This is a genomic window from Gemmatimonadales bacterium, from assembly GCA_035502185.1.
Lineage (GTDB): Bacteria > Gemmatimonadota > Gemmatimonadetes > Gemmatimonadales > JACORV01 > Fen-1245.
Genome location: DATJUT010000058.1, coordinates 21,066 through 39,365, shown reverse-complemented (window position 1 = coordinate 39,365; position 18,300 = coordinate 21,066). Strand labels below are relative to the sequence as shown.

11 protein-coding genes are annotated in these 18,300 nt (G+C 71.2%); all 11 read left to right on the top strand.

What is annotated here, in order from left to right; translation table 11 throughout:
• Positions 1-831 (top strand): sugar kinase (locus tag VMF70_07740; GenBank protein ID HTT67903.1); only part of this gene is annotated, 831 nt, incomplete at its 5' end.
• The gene (locus VMF70_07735) at positions 812-2,125 is read left to right on the top strand and encodes an MFS transporter (GenBank protein HTT67902.1); all 1,314 of its coding nucleotides are present in this window, start codon (positions 812-814) and stop codon (positions 2,123-2,125) included. The genes VMF70_07740 and VMF70_07735, both read left to right, overlap by 20 nt.
• 104 nt (positions 2,126-2,229) lie before the next feature.
• Positions 2,230-3,474 carry an enolase C-terminal domain-like protein gene (locus VMF70_07730; GenBank protein HTT67901.1) on the top strand — a complete coding sequence of 415 codons (1,245 nt, stop codon included), beginning with the start codon at positions 2,230-2,232 and terminating at the stop codon, positions 3,472-3,474.
• A gap of 11 nt (positions 3,475-3,485) precedes the next feature.
• Positions 3,486-5,684, top strand: a complete 2,199-nt coding sequence (locus VMF70_07725; protein HTT67900.1) for an alpha-glucuronidase family glycosyl hydrolase — start codon at positions 3,486-3,488, stop codon at positions 5,682-5,684.
• A complete protein-coding gene (gene xylA, locus VMF70_07720) occupies positions 5,681-6,862 on the top strand; it encodes a xylose isomerase (protein ID HTT67899.1) in 1,182 nt (393 codons plus the stop codon). The genes VMF70_07725 and xylA overlap by 4 nt, the downstream gene beginning before the upstream one ends.
• Before the next feature lie 283 nt (positions 6,863-7,145).
• Positions 7,146-10,385: a SusC/RagA family TonB-linked outer membrane protein gene (locus VMF70_07715; GenBank protein ID HTT67898.1), complete on the top strand. Its 3,240-nt coding sequence runs from the start codon at positions 7,146-7,148 to the stop codon at positions 10,383-10,385.
• Positions 10,386-10,413: 28 nt separating this feature from the next.
• On the top strand, positions 10,414-12,420 hold the full coding sequence (locus VMF70_07710) for a RagB/SusD family nutrient uptake outer membrane protein (protein HTT67897.1): 2,007 nt from the start codon (positions 10,414-10,416) through the stop codon (positions 12,418-12,420).
• A gap of 32 nt (positions 12,421-12,452) precedes the next feature.
• Positions 12,453-14,831, top strand: coding sequence for a glycoside hydrolase family 3 N-terminal domain-containing protein (locus VMF70_07705; protein HTT67896.1), 2,379 nt, complete (start codon positions 12,453-12,455; stop codon positions 14,829-14,831).
• Positions 14,832-14,852: 21 nt separating this feature from the next.
• Positions 14,853-16,349, top strand: a complete 1,497-nt coding sequence (locus tag VMF70_07700) for an MFS transporter (GenBank protein HTT67895.1) — start codon at positions 14,853-14,855, stop codon at positions 16,347-16,349.
• Complete coding sequence (locus tag VMF70_07695; GenBank protein HTT67894.1) at positions 16,346-17,500, top strand: endo-1,4-beta-xylanase; 1,155 nt, start codon at positions 16,346-16,348, stop codon at positions 17,498-17,500. Before VMF70_07700 ends, VMF70_07695 begins: the two co-directional genes overlap by 4 nt.
• A 63-nt stretch (positions 17,501-17,563) precedes the next feature.
• On the top strand, positions 17,564-18,292 hold the full coding sequence (locus tag VMF70_07690; GenBank protein ID HTT67893.1) for a FadR/GntR family transcriptional regulator: 729 nt from the start codon (positions 17,564-17,566) through the stop codon (positions 18,290-18,292).
• Positions 18,293-18,300: the final 8 nt, after the last annotated feature.

Below are 18,300 nucleotides of genomic sequence, written 5' to 3'. Positions count from 1 at the left end.
GCCGAGCTGCGCCGGTTCGGCGTGGACACCCGGCTGGTGCGGCGCGCCGGCGCGCGAGTGGGGATCTACTACCTGGAGGCCGGCGCCGCGCAGCGGCCGAGCCGGGTGGTCTACGACCGCGCGGGCTCCGCGATGGCCGAGGCCGCGCCGGGCGACTTCGCGTGGGGCGAGGTCTTCGCGGGCGCCGCCTGGTTCCACCTGAGCGGCATCACGCCGGCCCTGAGCGCCACGGCGGCCGGGCTGGCGCTCGCGGCGGTGCGGGAGGCGCGCGCGCGCGGCGTGACCGTCTCGTGCGACTACAACTACCGCGCCAACCTGTGGCGCTGGGGGAAGCGCGCGCCCGAGGTGATGCGCGAGCTGGTGACGCACGTGCAGGTGGGGATCGCCAACGAAGAGGACTGCCAGCAGGCGCTCGGCATCGAGACCGAGCTGGACGTGGCCGGCGGCCGGCTCGACGAGGCCCGGGTGCGCACGCTGGCCGAGCGCGTGCTCGCGGCGTTCCCCAACCTGGAGAAGCAGGTCATCACGCTCCGCGAGAGCCGCGGCGCCGACCACAACGGCTGGAGCGCCTGCCTGCACGACCGCCGGCGCTTCCTGGTGAGCCGCCGCTACGACATCCCGAACATCGTCGATCGCGTCGGAAGCGGCGACGCCTTCGCCGCGGGCCTGATCTATGGACTGCTGACGTCCGGCGACGACCAGCGGGCGCTGGAGTTCGCGGCCGCGGCCGGGTGCCTCAAGCACTCCGTGCCGGGCGACTTCAACCGGGCGACCGTGGCCGAGATCGAGACACTCCTCGAGGGAGACGCCAGTGGCCGGGTACAGCGCTGACGGAACGACCGGACCGGACGCGGGCGGCGCGGCGGCGCCGTCCGGCCTGGGGTACCGCTGGACCATCGCGGCGCTGCTGTTCGGCGCGATGACGGTCAACTACGTCGACCGCCAGGTCCTCGGGCTCCTCGCGCCGACGCTGACCCGGGAGCTGCACTGGAGCGAGACGGACTACTCGAAGATCGTCTCGACCTTCACCGCCGCCTACGGCATCGGCATGCTGCTCATGGGCCGGCTCATGGACCGGATCGGCGTGCGGCGCGGCATCACCCTGGCCGTGGGAACCTGGAGCCTGGCGTCCCTGGCGCACGCGCTGGTGCGCACCGTCACCGGCTTCTCGGTGGTCCGCGCCGTGCTCGGCCTCGGCGAGTCGGGGAACTTCCCGGGCGCGCAGCGGGCGGTGGCCGAGTGGTTTCCCAAGAAGGAGCGTGCCCTGGCGACCGGGCTCTTCAACGCAGGGCCCAACGTCGCGGTGGTGGTCGCGGTGGCCTTCGTGCCGTGGATCACCGTCAGCCTCGGCTGGCGGTGGGCGTTCGTCGCCACGGGCACGCTCGACCTGATCTGGCTCACCTGGTGGCTGGCCGTCTATCACGAGCCGGCCCGCCATCCCCGCCTCAGGCCGGCGGAGCTGGCCTACATCCGGAGCGACCCCGCCGACCCGACGACCGCCCTCCCGTGGCGCTCGCTGCTGGGGCGTCGCCAGACCTGGGCGCTGATCGTCGGCAAGGCGATGACCGACCCCGTCTGGTTCTTCTATCTGTTCTGGCTCCCCAAGTTCCTCGACACGCGCTTCGGCGTGCAGCTGCTCGGCCTCCCCCTTCCGCTGATCGTCATCTACTCCGCTGCCAGCGCCGGCTCGCTCGCGGGCGGGTGGGCGTCCGGCTCCCTCATCAAGCGCGGCTGGACGGTCAACCGGGGACGCAAGCTGGCCATGCTGGTCGCCGCCCTCGCCATCGTGCCCACCATGGTGGCGCCGCGCGCCGGCAGCCTGTGGATGGCCGTGGCCATCGTGAGCCTGGCGGCCACGGCGCACCAGTGGTGGTCGACCAATCTCCTGACGCTCCCCAGCGACCTCTTCCCTCGCGCCGTCGTGGCCTCGGCGGCGAGCCTCGCGGGGTTCGCCGGGATGGCCGCGTCGTTCGTCTTCCAGCGCGCGACCGGCGCCATCCTCGAGCTGACGCACGGCAACTACGCGCCCGTGTTCGCCGTGCTCGGGTTCCTCTACCTCGCCGCGCTGGGCGTGATGCACCTGCTGGTGCCGCGCATGGAGCCGGCGCGGCTGTCGGCCGCTTGACACCCCGCCGGCGGCGCGGCACCTTGGCGGCGGCAGGTGATAAGATCAGCTGATCACTGCCCGCCGGGGCGCCCCGCCCCGCGGACCGAGCGCATGAGCGAACGATGAAGATCGCCGACATCCGGGCCACCCCGGTCACCGTCCCCCTCCAGGCGCCCCTGCGCCACGCCAACGGCTGCCACTGGGGACGGTTCGTCCGGACCATCGTCGAGGTCGAGAGCGACGACGGCCGGATCGGCCTCGGCGAGCTGGGCGGCGGCGGGGAGAGCGCGACCGCCGCGGTCCTGGGCCTCAAGCCCTACCTGGTGGGGCGCGACCCGGCCGGCCTCGAGGAGCTGCGCTTCCAGATCGCCAACCCGACCGCCTCGCTGTACAACAACCGCACCCAGCTCATGGCCGCGATCGAGTTCGCGTGCCTCGACCTGCTGGGCCAGAAGTGGGGCGCGCCGGTCAGCGACATCCTCGGCGGGCGGGTGCGCGACGAGGTGCGGTTCGCCTCCTACCTGTTCTTCCGCTACGCCAACGCGGCCGACGGCGGCGGCGAGGTTCGCACCCCGGACCAGCTGGTGGCCGAGGCGCTGGCGCTGAAGCAGCAGCACGGGTTCGCCACCCACAAGCTCAAGGGCGGCGTCTTCCCGCCCGACTACGAGCTGGCGTGCTATCGCGCCGTGGCCGAGGCCCTGCCCGGCGACACCCTGCGCTTCGACCCCAACGGCGTGTGGTCGGCGGAGCAGGCGGTCCGGTTCGCCCGCGCGATCGAGACCATCGCGAACGACTACCTCGAGGACCCGGTGTACGGGATGGACGGCATGCGCCGCACCCGGCAGCAGGCGCGCATGCCCCTCGCGACCAACACGGTGATCGTCGGCTTCGAGCAGCTGGCGGCCAACGTGCGCGATCCCGCCGTGGACGTGATCCTCCTGGACACGACGTTCTGGGGCGGCATCCGCGCCTGCGTGAAGGCCGCGGGCATCTGCGAGGCCTTCCAGTTCGGCGTCGGCGTCCACTCCTCGGGCGAGCTCGGCATCCAGCTCGCCACGATGCTGCACCTGGGCGCCGTGCTGCCGAACCTCGGCTTCGCCGCGGACGCGCACTACCACCACCTCAAGGACGACGTGATCGCGGGCGGCAAGCTGCGCTACCGGGGCGGCGCCATCGCGGTGCCCAGCGCGCCCGGCCTCGGCGTCACGCTCGACCGCGACAAGCTGGCCGAGTACCACGAGCTGTTCCGTCGCCTCGGCCCCTACCCCTACGACCGGGACCCCCTGCGCCCGGGCTGGGCGCCCCTCCTCCCCAATCAGCGCTGGGCGGATCCCGACGACGCCCGCATCCCCGCGCTGGCCGGCTGAGGAACGCGCCGATGCGCGGACCCGCGCGCTGGCTCCCCGTCATCCTGGCCTGCGCCCTGCTGGCGAGCACCGGCCCGCGCCCGAGCGCCGAGGACGGCTACGAGCTGTGGCTGCGCTACCGCGTGGTGGACGACACCGCGCGTCTCGGCGAGTACCGGCGCGACCTCACCGCGCTGGTCGTGGCCGGCGACTCCCCCACCCTGCGCGCGGCGCGGAACGAGTTGACGCGCGGGCTCGGAGGCCTGCTCGGGAGGCCGGTGCGCCCGGCGCGCACCGTCTCCGGCGACGGCACCGTCCTGGTGGGCACGCCGGCCGGCTCGCCGGCGATCGCCTCCCTCCGGCTGGACGCGGATCTCGCCCGCGCCGGGGACGAGGGCTACGTGCTCCGGGCCGTACACCTGGGGGCGCGGCCCGTCATCGTGATCGCCGCCAACCGCGACGTCGGCGCGCTGTACGGCGCGTTCCAGCTGCTGCGGCTGATCCAGACCCACCAGTCGCTCGAGCACCTCGCCGTCGTCGCCGCGCCCCGGGTCCGCCTCAGGATGCTCGACCACTGGGACAACGCCGACGGGTCGGTGACGCGCGGCTACGCGGGCGCGTCGCTGTGGGCGTGGAACAGCCTCCCCGAGTACCTGACGCCGCGCTACCGCGATTACGCGCGGGCCGACGCCTCGATCGGCATCAACGCGGTGGCGCTGAACAACGTCAACGGCGACCCCCGCTTCCTCACCGCGGCGTACCTGGCCAAGACGGCCGCCCTGGCCGGCGTCTTCCGGCCCTACGGGATCCGGGTGTTCCTCGCGGCGCGGTTCAGCGCCCCGGTGGACATCGGCGGGCTCGGCACGGCGGACCCGCTCGACACCGCGGTGCAGGCGTGGTGGAGGGCGAAGGCGGACGAGATCTACCGGGTGATACCCGACTTCGGCGGCTTCCTGGTCAAGGCCAACTCGGAGGGCGAGCCCGGCCCGCAGGACTACCACCGGTCGCACGCCGACGGGGCGAACCTGCTCGCCGCCGCGCTCGCTCCCCACGGCGGCGTGGTGATCTGGCGCGCGTTCGTCTACAGCAGCGCGGTGCCGACCGACCGGGTGATGCAGGCGTACGACGAGTTCGTGCCGCTCGACGGGAAGTTCCGCCCCAACGTCCTGATCCAGGTGAAGAACGGCCCGCTCGACTTCCAGCCGCGCGAGCCGTTCCATCCGCTGTTCGGCGCGATGCCCCGCACGCCCCTGATGCTCGAGCTGCAGGTCACCAAGGAGTACCTCGGCCAGGACACGCACCTGGCGTACCTCGGCACGATGTGGCGGGAGGTCCTGGACGCCGACACGTACGCGCGCGGCCCGGGCTCCACGGTGGCCCGGGTGGTGGACGGCTCGCTGTTCTCCCACCGGCTCACGGGGGTCGCCGGGGTGGCGAACGTCGGCGCCGACCGGAACTGGTGCGGCTCGATCTTCAACCAGGCGAACTGGTACGCGCTCGGCCGCCTGGCCTGGGACCCCGGCCTCTCGGCGGCGGCCGTCGCGGAGGAGTGGGTCCGCGCGACCTTCTCGAACGACACGGCCGTCGTGCGGCCGGTCACCGCGATGATGCTCGCCTCGCGCGAGGCGGTGGTGAACTACATGACCCCGCTCGGGCTCGCCCACCAGATGGCCTACGAGCACCACTACGGACCCGGGCCGTGGGTCTCCGGCGGCCGCCCCGACTGGATGCCGGTGTACTTCGCGCGCGCCGACAGCGCGGGCGTGGGCTTCGACCGCACGCCGGCGGGCAGCAACGCCGTGCGGCAGTACTTCCCGCCGCTCCGGCAGCGGTTCGCCAGCCTCGACTCGGTGCCGGAGAATCTGCTGCTCTGGTTCCACCACGTGCCGTGGACGGCGCGGCTGCGCTCCGGCCGCACGCTGTGGGAGGAGCTGCTGCGCCACTACCAGATGGGGATCGACACCGTCCGCTGGATGCAGGCCACCTGGGACTCGCTGGCGGGGCGGCTGGACACCGAGCGGTTCGATTCCGTGCGCACGTACCTCGGGATCCAGGCGGCCGAGGCGCGCTGGTGGCGCGACGCCTCGGTGAGCTGGTGGCAACGCTTCTCCGATCTGCCGATCCCGCCGGGGTACGAGCCGCCCCGGCATCCCCTGGAGTTCTACCAGCGGCTCGGCTGCCCGGCCGACGTCCACAAGCCGCGCTGCCCCGCCATCGAGGAGACGCCATGAGTCCGAAGGCCCCGCAGGACGCGTTCACACCCCGCCCCGAGCACCACTTCACGTTCGGCCTGTGGACGGTGGGCAACACGGGGCGCGATCCGTTCGGCGACCCGGTACGCGCACCGCTGGCGCCGGTGCGCATCGTGGAGCAGCTGGCGGAGCTCGGCGCCTACGGCGTCAACCTGCACGACAACGACCTGGTGCCGCAGGGCGCGACGGCGGCCGACCGGGACCGGATCGTGCGCGAGTTCAAGGCCGCGCTCGCGGCGAGCGGCATGAAGGTCCCGATGGCGACCACCAACCTGTTCGGCGACCCGGTGTTCCGCGACGGTGCCTTCACCAGCAACGACGCGAAGGTGCGCGCCTACGCGTTGCAGAAGACCATGGCCGCGATGGACCTCGGCGTGGAGCTCGGTGCGGAGACCTACGTGTTCTGGGGCGGCCGCGAGGGCAGCGAGACCAATGCGGCCAAGGACCCGGGCACGGCGCTGAAGTGGTTCCGCGAGGCGCTCAACTTCCTGTGCGACTACGCCCGCTCGCAGAAGTACGCGCTCCGGTTCGCGCTCGAGGCGAAGCCGAACGAGCCGCGGGGCGACATCTACCTGCCCACCACCGGCCACATGCTGGCGTTCCTCTACACGCTCGACCACCCCGAGATGGTGGGGCTCAATCCGGAGGTGGCGCACGAGCAGATGGCGGGGCTCGACTTCTCGCACGGCGTGGCGCAGGCGCTCGAGGCGGGCAAGCTGTTCCACATCGACCTCAACGGACAGAAGCCGGGCCGCTTCGACCAGGACCTGCGGTTCGGCAGCGACGATCCGCGCGCCGCGTTCTTCCTGGTGAAGCTGCTCGAGGACGCGCGCTGGCCCGGGATGCGGCACTTCGACAGCCACGCCTACCGGACCGAGGACGAGGCCGGGGTGTGGGACTTCGCCCTGGGCTCGATGCGCACCTACCTGATCCTCAAGGACAAGGCGGAGCGGTTCGCGAAGGACGCCGAGATCCAGCAGCTGCTGGGCGAGCTGCGGACCCGCGGCGCGGCGGGCGCGGGCCGGACGGCCTTCAGCCCGGAGCGGGCAGCCGCGCTCAAGGCCGAGCGGTTCGACCTTCCGACGCTGCGCGCCCGCGGCTACGCCTACGAGCGGCTCGACCAGCTCACGACCGAGCTGCTGCTGGGGGTGCGCTGAGCTTCGCCGCGCCGTGCCGCGGTTCGTGTGGGCCGGCGCGGCGTCGCGCCGTAACCCGACCCGTCCCGTCGGGCTTCCCGGGGCAGCGGGGACCGGGCCGCTCCGGAGATTTCTTGACAGCGGCCTGGTGGCGCGTAGTATGATGGCCCGTATGGTGATCTTATCACCCGATAACTGGCGCTATCCGGATTGTGCGTGACCGGGTGGTGGCCGGGCCGTGGCGGCGGAGCCGGACGCGGCGCGCGCCATCTCCCATCGTGACGTCCCTCGGGAGGGTCCCTAGATGAGACAATGGATACTGGTCCTAGCCGCTCTGAGCGTGGGGGCCAACGCCAGTGCGCAGAACGTCGGTCGGCTCACCGGCACCGTGACGGCGGCCGAGGACGGGCGGGCGCTCGCGGGGGCGAGCGTCGCCGTCATCGGCACCAACCGTACCGTCTTCACCAACGCCTCGGGTGTGTATCTGATCGAGCAGGTGCCCGCCGGCGCGCGGCAGGTGCGGTCGCGGTATCTGGGCTATGCGCCCCTGACGCAGAGTGTCACCGTCGCGCGTGACCAGACCGACACCCTGAACTTCCAGATGGTCTCGGCGCCGGTGCAGCTCGAGGGCATCGTCGCGACCGCCTACGGCGAGCAGGAGCGGCGCGAGCTGACGGGCTCCATCGCGCAGCTGAACCTCACCGAGCTGCGAGACGTTCCGCTGCCCAACCCGGCGCAGCTGCTGCAGGCGCGCGTGGCGGGCGTGGACGTCGTGAGCAGCGGGTACCGCCCCGGGGCGGCGATGAACGTCACCATCCGCGGCGTCCGGTCCATCACGGCGAACAACCAGCCGCTGTACGTGATCGACGGCGTGCCGCTGGTGGGGGGCGGGATCGAGGACTTCAACCCCGCCCAGATCGCCTCGATCGAGGTGCTGAAGGACGCCTCGGCGACGGCGCCCTACGGCTCGCGCGGCGCGAACGGCGTGATCCTGATCACGACGAACCGCGGCGAGGCGGGGGCGGGCGGCGGCACCTCGAGCATCAGCTACGACTTCCAGTACGGCGGCTCCTCGGCCCTGCACTTCGTGGACCTGATGAACGGCCCACAGCTCGCGCAGGAGCGGATCGACGCGGCGCGCCTGGCCAACCAGACCGCCACGTGGGCGTACGACAACAAGCTGGTCGCCTACTGCGCCCTGAACGTGAAGACCAACCCCGTCACCGGCCTGCCCGACACGACGGCGGCCGGCACGACCACGTGGCAGGCCCTGCATCCGGGATGCGTCACGGGGACGGACTGGCAGCGGGCGATCTACCGCAACGGCAGCCAGCAGCAGCACCGCCTGAGCTACAACTCGGTGTCGGGCAACGCGCGGCTGTCGCTGTCGGGCACGTACCTCAACCAGACCGGCATCACGGTCGGGCAGGGGTACAAGCAGTACGCCGGCACGATCAGCTTCGAGAACACCTTCGGGCGCCTGCGGCTCGGCGCCACGGCCACCGGATCGCGCTCGGTGGCGGACATCGGCGGCGACAATTCGGTCTGGAGCGAGGCGCTCGCCAACAGCTCCCTCGGCGCGCCCTACGACAGCGCCGGGACGCCGTACGGCACGCTGTGCAGCGTCTGCACCCTGAATCAGCTGCCCACGGGCGATCCGCTGCGGGTGAATCCGCTGCGCGAGGAGCAGGCCTTCATCCGCCAGGACATCACCGACCGGTTGTTCGGCTCGCTGTTCGCCGAGCTGACGCTGCCCGCCGGGTTCGGCTACCGCCTCAATTTCGGACCTGACCTCCAGAACTTCAGCGACGGCCAGTTCCAGGGTGCGAACACGACGGTCAACGGTGGCAACCCGGTCGGCAACGCCCAGGCGGGGCTCGCGGCCCGGGAGAACTTCCGCCTCACGCTGGACAACATCGTGACGTGGAACTGGGCCCACGAAAACCACAAGGTGGACGCGACCGGGCTGTACAGCATCACCACCACCCGCTTCCAGTCCGACTCCGCGTCCGCCAAGACTCTGCCCTACGACTATCAGCTCTGGTACAACCTCGGCACGGGCTCGGCGCCGCAGCCGCCGGTCAGCAGCTACAGCACGACGGCGACCCGCTCGTGGATGGGGCGCGTCAACTACACGTTCAAGAACCGGTACAGCTTCACGGTGACGGGGCGTGAGGACGGCGCCAGCGTCCTGGCGCCCGGGCACCAGTTCGCGTTCTTCCCGTCGGCCGGCGTGAGCTGGCAGATCGGCGACGAGCCGTTCATGAAGCGGTTGCCCATCGCCTCGGACCTGATCTCCGGCCTGAAACTGCGGGCCAGCCTCGGCAAGACCGGGAACTCGTCCATCAACCCGTACCAGACCGAAGGCAGCCTGAGCCAGACCTTCTACAACTTCGGCAGCGCGACCGCCAACGGGTACGTGCCGGGCTCGATCCCGAATCCGAACCTCGTGTGGGAGAAGACGACCCAGTTCGATTTCGGCACCGACTTCGGCATCCTGAACAACCGGGTGAGCGGCACGTTCGACATCTACCGGGAGAAGACCAGCGACCTGCTGCTCACGCGGTCGCTGCCCGCCTCCACCGGCTTCACCTCGACGCTCCAGAACATCGGGAAGACGGGGAACGCCGGCTGGGAGCTGACCTTCACGACCGTCAACCTGACCGGGGAGCACAACGGCCCGCGGTGGACGACGGACTTCAGCTTCTCGCACAACCAGAACTACATCATCAGCCTCACGGGCGGCGTCGGCGACGACGTCGCCGACCGCTGGTTCATCGGCCAGCCGGTGAGCCTGGGCACGATCGCGTCCGGCGATCCGCTGCACCAGGTCTACTACGACGTCAAGATGATCGGCATCTGGCAGCTCGCCGACTCCGCGCTCGCCCGGCAGTACGGGGAGAAGCCGGGCGACATCCGGGTCGCCGACCTCAACGGCGACGGCAAGATCGACGGGTTCGACCGGGTGATCACGGGCAACACGTACCCGCGGCTGATCGCCAGCGTCTACAACCGCGTCACCTGGGGCGCGTTCGACCTCTCGTTCCTGCTCCAGGGGCGCATCGGCTACACCTTCCGGGACGGGTTCAGGATCGGCCAGAACCTGTTCGACCGCTACAACGACCTGAACGTCCAGTACTGGACGCCCGAGCGGTGCGACGGCGGCCCGGACCCGACGAAGTACGATCCCCCGCCGGGCATCACGGGGGCGCAGCAGGCCGCCATCCCGAACTGCAACGTGTGGTGGTCCCCCAGCGCCGGGCGTCAGCAGCCGACGTTCGACGACGCCGGCAACGGCGGCGCCTATGCCGCGCCGGGCTACCGGATCGGGACGCACTGGCGGGTGCGCAACATCACCCTCGGGTACGCGCTGCCCAAGTCGCTGGTGCGGCACGTGCGGGGCATCAGCTCCATGCGGGTCTACGTCGAGGCCCAGGATCCGTGGGTGTTCACCAGCTACTACGGGTACGATCCCGAGAACGGCAGCGCCAACGGTCCGCCGAGCTACCGCACCGTGCTCGTCGGCGCGACCCTGGGCTTCTAGCGCGAGACCACCTGAACCGAGGCTGACCATGAAGAAACAGACATACATCCTCCTGGGACTGGCTCTCGCGGGACTCACCGCCTGTGTGGATCTCAAAGAGAGACTGGTCGGGAACGTCACCACCCAGTACTTCGCGTCGGGCGCGGGCCTGGACGCCGCCGTGATGGGCGACTACTCGCTGCAGCGCGGGTTCTGGGGACGCGAGGAGGCCCTGACCACGACCGAATACGGCACCGACCTCGGGACCACCGGCGACCAGCCCAACTACAAGTACATCGACACCTACGCCGGCGGGCTGAACGCCGCCGAACCGATCTTCCAGTACCCGTGGGTCGCCTTCTACCGCGCCATCAACAGCTCCAACGCGGTGATCAACCGGGCTCCGGCCGTCACCGACATGGATCCCGTGACGAAGGCGACGCGCGTCGGCGAGGCGAAGTTCCTCCGGGCCCTGGATTACTTCATGGTCGTCCGGATGTACGGGGCCGCGCCGCTCTCCACGCTCGAGTCCCAGGGCGTGCTCACCTCGGCACACCGCTCGCCCGTGGACTCGATCTACCTGCTGATCGTCCAGGACCTCAGGGACGCCATCGCCGCGCTTCCGGCCGTGCAGAACAACCAGGGCCGGGCGACGAAGGGCGCGGCCCAGGCGCTCCTGGCGAAGGTCCTGCTGACCCGCGCGTACCATCCGTACCCGTACGAGCAGGCCAGTGGCGTCGTCCAGTTCCTGACCAGTCCCCCCGCGTTCCTGCGCGAGGCGGGTGCGACGTCCGCGACCGACTTCGCCGGGGCGAAGGCCGAGGCCGACAGCGTGATCGCCAGCGGCACGTACTCGCTGCTGCCGGTCTACGAGGACAACTTCTGCACCCGGATGGGCGCTCGCGGACCGGGGTCGTACTGCAACCTTCCCGGCAGCGAGAACAACTCGGAGCTGATCTGGTCGGTCCAGTTCTCGGCGGTGGCCGGCCAATACGCGATCGGCAACGGCAACACGGACTTCGTGTACTGGCTCTCGTTCTACGACGATCGTCAGGGCATGGAGCGCGACTGCAACAACGGCCGTGCGTTCCGCCGCGGCCGCCCCACGTTGTATGCCCGGAACCTGTGGCAACGCTGGACGGATTCGACGCACGCGACCGTGCTCGACAGCCGCTATGACGGCACGTTCCAGAGCGTCTGGTACGCCAACGCCACGACCACCGGCGCCTGCTACCAGACCCAGGGCGCCGGCCGGTTGGCCGGTTACAGCGTGGCGGCGAACAACTGCTCGTTCCTGCCGACGTTCGGCGGCACCGCCTGCACCAACGGCCAGGCCTTCGCCCTCGGTGACACGGCGATGTTCCAGCCGGGGTACGTCCTCGACGGCGCCGCCTCCTGCACGGGTGCCAATGGAGCCTGCTCGCAGACCAGCCGCCAGGCGCGGAAGTACGCGGTCGTCGAGCCATGTGCCGCGGAACCGTGTCCGGTCCAAACCGTGATCGGTCAGTACGACTGGTTCCGCTACCCGACGATCAAGAAGCTGCAGGACGATCAGCGGCCGGACTTCAACAACCAGGACGGCGGCCGGGACATTCCGGTCCTGCGCCTCGCTGACGTCTACCTGATCGCGGCCGAGGCCGCCTGCGCGGCCGCGTACGGCAATGCAACCTGCACGGGCACTCAGGGAGCGATCCTGACGGAAGTCACGCCGGTGCGGCTGCGTGCCGCGGACTGCCAGATCAGCCACGGCTGCTCGGCGGCCACGGAGAACGCCAACAAGATCCTGATCATGGATGCGACGCACATGCCGGCCACGATCGATCTCGAGTGGATCCTGGACGAGCGCGGGCGCGAGCTGATCGGCGAGTACCAGCGCTGGTTCGACCTCGCCCGCACCGGCCTGTGGCACCGCATCCCGGACGACAACTTCGAGGCCTCGCCCGCGCACGGCGGCTTCTTCAACGCGGCGAAGCACGACCTGCGGCCGGTCCCGCAGACCCAGATCGACAACACGGCCGGCGGCGTGTCGGCGTTCCCGCAGAACCCGGGGTACTGACCCCGCGGATCACCTCAGCCACCGGTTGACCGGTGTCTGACCGCAAGACGACACCTCCGGCTGCGACGACGTTGTCGCAGCCGGAGCGTCTCCGGCCCCGGCGCGCGGCGCCGGCGCCGCGCTACCGCGACCGGACGGCCCCCATCGAGCGGCGAGTGCGCGACCTGCTCTCCCGCATGACGCTCGAGGAGAAGGCCGCCCAGATGGTCGGCGTCTGGAACGGCAAGGCCGAGATGCTGGTGAACCGTGCCGGCGACTTCGATCCGGCCAAGGCCGCCGCGGCCTTCGCGGACGGCCACGGCCTCGGCCAGGTGGGCCGGCCGAGCGACGCCGGCGGGCCGCCGGGCCTCGACGCGCGCCGCAACGCCGAGCTGACCAACGCCATCCAGCGCTTCTTCCTCGAGCACAGCCGGCTCGGCATCCCCGTCATCTTCCACGAGGAGTGCCTGCACGGGCACGCCGCGAAGGACGCCACCAGCTTCTGCCAACCGATCGGGCTCGCGGCGACGTTCGACCCGGAGCTGGTCGAGGCGCTGTACACGATGACCGCGCTCGAGGCGCGGGTGCGCGGCACCCACCAGGCGCTGACACCGGTGGTGGACGTGGCGCGCGATCCGCGCTGGGGGCGCGTCGAGGAGACCTTCGGCGAGGACCCGTACCTCGTGTCCCGGATGGGCAGCGCCGCGGTGCGCGGTTTCCAGGGCGACGCCTCGTTCCGGGGCAGGGCCCGCACGAGCCGCGTGATCGCGACGCTCAAGCACTTCGCGGCCCACGGCGCGCCCGAGTCGGGCCTGAACTGTGCGCCGGCCGAGGTCTCGCCGCACACGCTGCGCGACGTCATCCTGCCCTCGTTCCGCGCCTGCGTCACCGAGGCCGGCGCGCTCAGCCTGATGCCCTCCTACAACGAAGTGGACGGCGTGCCCTCCCACGCCAACCGCTGGCTGCTGCGGGACGTGCTCCGCGGCGAGTGGGGATTCGAGGGCTTCACCGTCTCCGACTACTACGCGATCTGGGAGATGGCCGACCGCCCGGACACCCACGGCCACCACGTCGCCCGCGACAAGAAGGAGGCGGCGCTCCTGGCGGTGCGCGCCGGCGTCAACATCGAGCTGCCCGAGCCCGACTGCTACCGGCACCTGGTGGAGCTGGTGCGCGAGCGCAGGCTCAAGGAGTCCGAGCTGGACGAGCTGGTCGCGCCGATGCTGCACGCCAAGTTCCGCCTCGGGCTGTTCGACGACCCCTACGTGGACCCCGACGAGGCCGAGCGGGTGGTGGGGTGCGAGGCGCACCGCGTGCTCGCGCTCCGGGTCGCGCGCGAGACCATCACCCTGCTCAGGAACGAGGCAGGCCTGTTGCCGCTGGACCCGGCGCGGCTCCGTACGCTCGCGGTGATCGGCCCCAACGCGCACCGGCCGATGCTCGGCGGCTACAGCGGGACCCCCAAGCGGGTCGTCACGGTGCTCGACGGGATCAGGGCCGCCGTGGGCGACCGGGTGGACGTGCGCTACGCCGAGGGCTGCAAGATCACCATCGGCGGCTCGTGGACCGAGGACGTGGTGACGCCGAGCGACCCCGCCGAGGACCGGCGTCAGATCGCGGAGGCGGTCGAGGTCGCGAAGGGCGCCGACGCCGTGGTCCTGGTGATCGGCGACAACGAGCAGACCTCCCGCGAGGGCTGGGGGAAGAAGCACCTGGGCGACCGCGCGAGCCTCGACCTGGTGGGGCGGCAGCAGGAGCTGGCCGAGGCGCTGGTCGCGACCGGCCGGCCGGTGGTGGTCGTCCTGTTCAACGGCCGGCCCGCGTCGGTGCGCTGGATCGCGGCGCACGTGCCCGCGATCCTCGAGTGCTGGTACCTCGGGCAGGAGGGCGGCACGGCGGTGGCGGACGTGCTGTTCGGGAGCGTCAACCCGGGCGGCAAGCTGCCGATCACGTTCCCGCGGTCGGCCGGCCACCTCCCGGCCTTCTACAACTACAAGCCGTCGGCGCGCCGCGGGTACCTGCTCGACGACGTCACGCCGCTCTGGCCGTTCGGCTTCGGCCTGAGCTACACCACCTTCGCCGTCGAGCGCGTCCGCCTCACCCGCTCCGCCATCCGTCCGAGCGGCACCACCCGGGTCCTCGCCGAGGTGACCAACACCGGCGGCCGGGCCGGCCACGAGGTCGTGCAGCTGTACGTGCGCGACCGCGTCAGCTCGGTCACCCGGCCGGTGAAGGAGCTGAAGGGCTTCCGGAAGGTGTTCCTGCAGCCCGGGGAGACCACCACGGTCCGCTTCGACCTCGGGCCGGCGTCGCTGGCGTTCCACGACGTCCGGATGCGCGAGGTGGTGGAACCCGGCGCATTCACGGTGATGGTGGGCACCTCCTCGCGGGACGAGGACCTGCACACCCTCACGCTCACGGTGCGCGCGTAGCGGAAGGGACGACAGCCCGTCATGGCCGATCGCATCCAGAAGCTCTCGTTCGTGGAGAAGGCCGGCTACAGCCTGGGAGACGCGGCCGCGAACTTCGTCTTCATGACGATGATTCTCTTCCAGCTGAACTTCTACACCGACACGATGGGCATCGCCGCCGCGGCCGCCGGCACGCTGCTGCTGGTGGGGCGGCTGTGGGACGCGTTCTTCGACCCGATGATCGGCATCCTGGCCGACCGCACGAACACGCGCTGGGGCAAGTTCCGGCCGTGGGTGCTGTGGACCGCCGTGCCGTGGGCCGTGGTCCTGGTGCTGGCCTACACGGTGCCGCACTTCGACGCCACCCGCACGCTGGTCTACGCCACGGTCACCAACATCCTGCTGATGACCCTGTACTCGGCGAACAACACGCCCTACTCGGCGATGACCGGCGTGATGACCGGCGACGTGAACGAGCGCACGGCGCTGTCGTCGTACCGGTTCTTCGCGGCGATGTTCGCCCAGCTCATCGTCGGCGGCTTCACCCTGACGCTGGTGGCGAAGCTCGGGCACGGCGACAACGCGCGCGGCTGGCAGCTGACCATCGGCCTGTGGGCGGTGCTGTGCGTGGTGTTCTTCGTCATCACGTTCCTCACCACCCGCGAGCGCATCCAGCCGCCGCCGCAGCAGCGGTCGTCGCCGAGGGAGGACTTCGGCAACCTGCTGAAGAACCGTCCCTGGATCGCGATGTTCTTGCTCACCCTGACGCACTTCGTGTTCGTGGCGCTGCGCGGCGGCACGATGTTCTACTACTTCAAGTACTACGTCAGCGCCGACCGGCTCTACGACTTCCTGGCGCGCCTGGGCCTGGGCGGCGGCGCCGGCGGCGGCGGGCTGGGGCACTACCTGCTCGACACGTTCGGCCTGATCGTCAACCAGACCCACAGCAACGTCTCGTCGGTGGGCTTCAGCCTGTTCCAGATGTCGAGCCAGGCGGTGACCATCCTCGGCGTGCTGGCCTCCACCTTCCTGGCCATCCGGTTCGGGAAGAAGGCGGTCGCGATCGTGGGCTTCTCGCTGGCCACCCTGTTCCTGGCCGCGTTCATCCTGCTGCCGGCCGACGCGATCGGCGCCACCTACCTGCTCGAGTACGTGCGCGCCCTCAGCTACGCGCCCACCATCCCGCTCATCTGGGCGATGTTCGCGGACGTGGCCGACTACGCGGAGTGGACGACGGGGCGCCGCATCACCGGCATCGTGTTCGCGACCATCCTGTTCGCGCTCAAGGCGGGCCTGAGCCTCGGCGGGGCCATCGCGGGCTGGCTGCTCTCGGGCTACGGCTACCGGGCCAACGTGTCGCAGACGGCGCACGCGCTGCTGGGCATCCGGCTCTCGGCGAGCGTGTACCCCGCCCTGTTCCTCGGGGTGGTGGTGGCGTGCCTGCTGTTCTATCCGATCGGCAAGGAGCTGAACCTCCGGATCCAGGACGAGCTGGCCGCGCGGCGCAAGGCGTACGCACCCGGGGGCGCGGCGGCGTGAGGGGCTCGCGCCTCGCGCACGCGGCGGGGGCGGCGGCGCTGGTGGCCGCCGCCGGCTGCACCCCGCGGCCCCCGGCCCCGGTGGCCGCGCCGGCCAGCCTCGCCGCGGCCTACCACGGCGCGTTCCTCGTCGGCGCCGCCCTCAACGACGCCCAGTTCTCCGGACGGGACTCCGCGGAGGCCGCCCTGGTCGCGGCGCAGTTCAGCAGCGTCTCGCCGGAGAACGTCCTCAAGTGGGAGTCGGTCCATCCCCGGCCCGGCGTCTACGACTTCGACGCCGCCGACCGCTACGTGGCCTTCGGCAGGCGCCACGGGATGTTCGTCGTCGGACACACGCTGGTGTGGCACAACCAGACGCCGCGCTGGGTGTTCGAGGACTCCGCCGGGCGAGCGGTGAGCCGCGACACGCTGATCGCGCGGATGCGCGACCACATCCTGACGGTGGTCGGGCGCTACCGCGGGCGCGTGAACGGGTGGGACGTCGTGAACGAGGCGGTGGCGGACGACGGCACGCTGCGGCGGTCGCCGTGGCAGACCATCATCGGCGACGACTTCATCGCGATGGCCTTCCGGTTCGCGCACGAGGCGGATCCGGACGCCCAGCTGGTCTACAACGACTACGCGCTCGAGAACGCCCCCAAGCGGCAGGGCGTGCTGGCCCTGGTGCGGCTGCTGCTGGCGGAGGGCGTGCCGATCACCGGGGTCGGCCTGCAGGAGCACGACCGGCTCGACTGGCCGTCGCCGGAGTCGGTGGACACGACGATCGCGGCCTTCGCCGCGCTGGGCGTGAAGGTCCTGATCACCGAGCTGGACGTGGACGTGCTGCCGCGCGCCGTCGCTCAGACCGGGGCGGACGTGAGCCTCCGTGCGGCGGCCCGGGCGGAGCTGGACCCGTGGCCCGATTCGCTGCCGGACTCGGTGCAGCAGGCGCTCGCCCGCCGTTACGCGGCGCTGTTCGGCGTCTTCCTGCGGCACCGCGGGCGGGTCGCCCGGGTGACGTTCTGGGGCGTCACGGATCGCGACTCGTGGAGAAACGACTGGCCCGTTCGCGGGCGGACCAACTATCCTACGCTGTTCGGGCGGGACGGCCGTCCCAAGCCGGCGTTCGACGCGGTGATGGAGGCCGCGGGCGCCGCGGGGGCCGGCCCCTAGCGGGCGGCTCGAGTTGCGGCGCCGGGGGCGCCACGGCGCTCGAGCGCAGAACCTGGAGAGATCATGATCACGGCGAAGAGGACGCTCCGGCCGATGTCCAAGCAGAGCCTGGCCGACCGGGTCGCCCTCCGCATCAAGGAGATGGTGCGGGACGGCGGGTACGGACTCGGCGACCGCCTGCCCGCGATCATGGAGATGGCCCGGAGCTTCGGCGTCGGGCACCCCACGGTCCGCGAGGCCCTGACCAAGCTCGAGGCGGTCGGCGTGGTGGAGATCCGCCACGGGTCCGGCGTGTATGTGAGCCGCCGGGAGGACGCCCTGCTGGTCTCGAGTCCCGGGTACGCCCCGGTCGTGACCCGCAAGCTGCTGTCGGACCTGCTGCGCTCGCGGATGTCGCTGGAGATGCAGTCCGTGGCCGAGGCGGTGGAGCACCTGACGGCGCGCCACCTGAAGGAGATGCGGCGCCTGCTCGACACCGCGGGCCGGCACCTCGAGGACGACGCCATCCTCAACAAGGTGAACATGGCGTTCCACCGCCAGATCGCCGTCGCCTCCGGGAACAGCGTGCTGCTGCAGCTGCTGGACGTGCTGCGCGAGCTGTTCTCGCACGAGCAGCTGATGATCCTCGACATCTTCGGCTCGCGCGAGGCGGACCACCGGGGCCACCTGGCGATCCTGGAGGCCCTCGAGCGCCGCGATGTGGCTCTCGCCGTCTCCCGGATGCGGAAGCACCTGCAGGGCGTCCTCGACGCCGTGCAGCGCTGGGACCCGGCGAAGCATCCGGTATCCTGACGATTCGA